This window comes from Psychromonas sp., from assembly GCF_047632995.1.
Lineage (GTDB): Bacteria > Pseudomonadota > Gammaproteobacteria > Enterobacterales > Psychromonadaceae > Psychromonas.
In genome coordinates this window covers 1-4,246 of the sequence record NZ_JBLIEK010000200.1, presented here as the reverse complement: position 1 = coordinate 4,246, position 4,246 = coordinate 1, and the positions used below count along the sequence as shown (strand labels likewise).

Here is a 4,246-nt window from a genome sequence, read left to right as displayed (position 1 = left end):
GGGGAATCATCAGCATGTTGATTAACAAAGTCGGCAGCACCTAAGCGAAAATAATTGGTATTAATTTCTGGCTTGGCCACATTAATATCGGTTAATTGCACATTAAAAATGCGTGATAATAAGGACATCAATTCATCCCCACGCAAAAATGACAAGAATTCCCGAGCTATATTTGAATAGGCACTACTATTGCTATGCGCCTGGCGTTGCCAAACATCCCGCTGCACGAAGCGTTCATCCATGCTGGTGTTTTGCCACTGCACGTCATCGACATATAAAGCAGAATAAGTGTGTGTTTGAGCTTGCCAGCAATGTGCCTGATGCAAAACTGCCATTACTTCATCGAGTTTGGTAATATCAAATAAATTGTCGATAACAATATAATTGGGAATAGAGTTCAATAGAGACTCTCGATATGCGTATATCGCAGAATCGATTATTTTATCTTCATTCAGCCACATTAAAACAACTCGCTTGTATTGTTAGATAACTTCCTAAAGCTTTATAATACAGGCTTGAACACTAATTCCTATAATTTGAATTTGCTCTTTTAAATTAAACTCAGTAAAAAGCCATCATAATGATTGTCTAAGGTTTATAATTTAGTTGCTTGGTTTATATTGTAACGTTCTATTTATTTTGGGGTGATTTCGCTTCGAATCTGTTCATCATGGGTCAAATTCTTCTGTTAATATTGTTATTGGCGAGCTTCAGTGTCATGGTAGCGGCTGACCTATTGAGAAAAATTGCCTAGCTTGTCACGCTCGATACTCGAGAACATTGCTAAATGAAAACACAAATTGAGGTATGTTTTTAAGGTTGGTTGGTAAGCATTTACTGTCGCAAAATCCTCTGTTTATGATGAAAATCTCCTACTTCTCTTGTTTTAGATTGCCTAAAGAATGTTGATCAAAAAGATATACTTGGCTCTCATCAAAATAATTATAAAAACCAAATGTATAAAAAATTTTACTCTTTTAATTACATCACTGAAGCCGTCATGTCTGACACTCAGAGTATGGCATGCAGCTCATAATTATTTTCGACTTTTGATAAACCGAATAGATTGGTAGGTTTATGTTTATTTAAATAAGCCAGTAATTTACTCATCAAGATCCTTCATGATATGTCATGAGATACCCTTTGTTCCGAACTGTAATTATTTCCAATCCAGTTCTACTCAATAATGTACGTAATGATGAGACCATGACATTGACGTTATTAGCAATCTGACAGTCAACTCCCCATACATAGTGGAGCAAAAACGCTCTACTTAGCGTTTTATTCTGGTTATGCTTAAAAGCGCATAGCATCCTAAATTTTTGTTCATTTAACGTGACCTTTTTATCGCCAAATGTTATCGATGAGCGCGTTATAAAGACTTCAGGAGTTAACCTTATTTTACTAATTTTATGTGGACATGAAAAACAAAATGAGTCACATACTTGAATTTTATTTTGAGTACTAATTAATTTTTTTTTGGCAGCCTTTGTATTGCCCAGAGATATATTAACACCCTCATCTACATCGTTAATATGGTTCGTCAACCTGCTGTCGTAAGTATCGTTATACATCGCCACCCCTCCCTTCCATGGGTTACATTCATTAAATAACAATCTTAAAAAGCCTCATCATATTAGTGAGAGACATTGTAAGCTCGACTTGTCTTACTACCCCCGTTCTCTCATGCGCGGTGGTCTCCATCTTACACGAAGCACTAGATCGCTTTTTCGCCCTTAATATTCATACATGTCATAAAAGTCGTAACTGTTTACTTCTCAATTGAGCTTAGAACACACGAGCCCCTTCAGTGATAACTTACTTACGTATCAATCTTCGACTGCCCGACAACTTACATCAAGCTCGTCTGACATCAAACAATTATTATTATTATTATTAATGTTAACAGTTTTCTTCATTACTATGATTTTATTGGATTTTATTGCATGCCATTAGACTTGGTTACGTTCTCTTACAAAATGATTAAAACATTTTATCGTGTGCGCTTTGAGCCTAACTCATATGGTCTATTTCGTAAACTCAGCGAAAAAGATCAATTTTTAGATTATTAATTTGAAGTTAGAGAGTGAGAATCGTTGTTTTTATCGGTGCCGACCATAAAAAATGATCTTGTGCAAAGAATCTATCGCTCATCAATAGTTTTCGCAATATTTCATCAAAGCTGAAATTGCCCATGAAAAGCAAGGGTTTTGCTAAGTGACAAACCTTTTACCGTTCAACTTATTAGTGTCAATAAAGCCAATACTATTGTCCATGGTCTCGCATCGGTGTAAATGACGAATGCGAACAGTCGGAAGGAGAAAAAATGAATTTTATACTTTTTATACTTTTTATACTTTTTATACTTTTTATACTTATTGTGCTGACTGCTACTAAAGTCTATTTTTTAAAGAATCGCTAATTTTTAATCTTACACGCACTTTATTCTTTTAGTCTCGACCTAATCGGGCAACTGGCGTTAACCATTTGAGGAGGTTAGTTTGTATGATTGGAGACATAATTAACACCCATAAGTATAAAAGTGGTGATCGCACGAAACATAAATCCACTTCAAAGGTAGATTACTGCACTGGACATTGTGTTGTTTGCCCAAAAACCAAAAAAGTTATGCAAATTGGTGTAGACGTTTATATTGAACCAAACAGAATGGTTATAAGGGATAAGCAATACCGGATATCTAATCCTATGTTTCGGATTCTGTGCGCCTTCCACGAACATCAGGAAGAAGTGCTAAGCAGAGACTTTTTGCTGGCTTATGCTTGGGGTGAAAACAATACAGTAAACAACAGTGTGACCGTCGCCATATCTGAATTAAGGGGGTTATTGTCTAGTAAATCGGGTCTGGAAATAGCTACTGTCCAAGGCAAAGGCTATCGAATGTTCAAAACATATCAAGATATATGTCAATGATAGAAATTCAGTCTTTATCCGTCTTGCATAAAAGCAAAAAATATATTGTGCACCCTAGAGTTGAGTTAATCACCGACTGTATGTCTAATAAACGTGGTATTTATGAGGCTCTATGTCTTGTAATGAACGATGATACACAAACATGCCCCAAACAATTTTTTGATGAGTTGAGCAGTCGCGAAACGTACATGATTTATCGCCACACATTAGACGATCTAAAGGCACAAACAGCCGCTACTATTTTACTCAATGTGAATATTAATTTTTTAGAGTCAAAATACGTTGAACTGCTTTTATCAGAATTCGGCAGCGATAATATCATATGGGAACTAGTCGAAAGCAGTCATTTGCATTCAATAATCCACATTAGAGATCGGTTAAGTGAGATTAGAAAAAATCCTAGAGTTCGCATTTGGCTGGATGACTTTGGAACAGCCCGAGCGAATTTTGATGTTGTGAATGTAATAAATTTTGACGGTATAAAAATGTCAAAAAATCTTTTTTGGGATTTATATGAAAATGACCAAACTTTGTTAAAACACATGATTAAAATGATGAAAAGAAAGTCTGACAAAGTAATAATTGGCGGTGTTGATAATTTTGACAAGTATGTTTTTTGCAAAACACAGCAGTGTCTTATGCAAGGCTACTTCTTTGATGAAATTAAAAATAGCGCCGTTTCTTGACTATGAATTCTCAATTACACCAAACTACGTTGAATCTAATATCGTTGATACAATTTTATCAACGAGTTAATGCCGATAACGAAAAGCTAAGGTGTGCGATAACATTTTCTCAATTACTCACGATGGGGGGAGTTGAAAAATCAAGTGAAAAAGAAAAGTTGAGATTCTGCTCAGACGCTGTGGAAGCCATTTCATCAGTCGTTGTTGAAAGTAAATCCAAACCTATAAAGACGGAGTCTATTCCTCCACTCTTAGACAGAGACGAATTAGATTTTATACAAGACATGATGTTAAGTGAAGATTGAAGCAACGACGAATATGAAAGTAGTGAAGTAAATACTCAGAGCCAAATGGATTTTTATGGTATTTGAGTTTTTGTGTTTACCAGTTTTGTTGTTATGCACTTACCTTTGTAGCCGCTTTTTATTTATTTCTAATTGTTTAGTATTAGTTTAAGGTCAGCCGGACACTCCAAAAATAGACAAATAAATACATCGTAAGTTACTTATCTAACCTATTCTTGTGTAATTATATTTACATTTATTATTTGTGTAAATAAATAGCGTAATAAAATAAGCGATTTCAACCACCTTTTCCGCCGCATAACTCCACTAAGTATGAACCGTTTT

4 protein-coding genes are annotated in these 4,246 nt (G+C 35.1%); 2 read left to right on the top strand and 2 right to left on the bottom strand.

What is annotated here, in order from left to right:
• Positions 1-461, bottom strand: a 461-nt coding sequence (locus tag ACJAT7_RS18160; RefSeq protein ID WP_415228209.1) for a 2OG-Fe(II) oxygenase, incomplete at its 3' end; no start/stop codon positions are given.
• A 648-nt stretch (positions 462-1,109) separates the two neighbouring features.
• Positions 1,110-1,574 (bottom strand): winged helix-turn-helix domain-containing protein, encoded by a 465-nt coding sequence (locus ACJAT7_RS18155; protein ID WP_415228208.1) that lies wholly within the window; start codon positions 1,572-1,574, stop codon positions 1,110-1,112.
• 931 nt (positions 1,575-2,505) lie between these two features.
• Here ACJAT7_RS18155 and ACJAT7_RS18150 point away from each other — a divergent pair.
• A complete protein-coding gene (locus tag ACJAT7_RS18150) occupies positions 2,506-2,931 on the top strand; it encodes a winged helix-turn-helix domain-containing protein (protein WP_415228207.1) in 426 nt (141 codons plus the stop codon).
• The gene (locus ACJAT7_RS18145; protein ID WP_415228206.1) at positions 2,928-3,617 is read left to right on the top strand and encodes an EAL domain-containing protein; all 690 of its coding nucleotides are present in this window, start codon (positions 2,928-2,930) and stop codon (positions 3,615-3,617) included. Before ACJAT7_RS18150 ends, ACJAT7_RS18145 begins: the two co-directional genes overlap by 4 nt.
• The last annotated feature ends 629 nt before the right edge of the window (positions 3,618-4,246 follow it).

Coding starts and splice junctions, on each gene's coding strand:
- ACJAT7_RS18155 (WP_415228208.1), bottom strand. CDS start 1,574: ATGTATAACGATACTTACGACAGCAGGTTGACGAACCATATTAACGAT.
- ACJAT7_RS18150 (WP_415228207.1), top strand. CDS start 2,506: ATGATTGGAGACATAATTAACACCCATAAGTATAAAAGTGGTGATCGC.
- ACJAT7_RS18145 (WP_415228206.1), top strand. CDS start 2,928: ATGATAGAAATTCAGTCTTTATCCGTCTTGCATAAAAGCAAAAAATAT.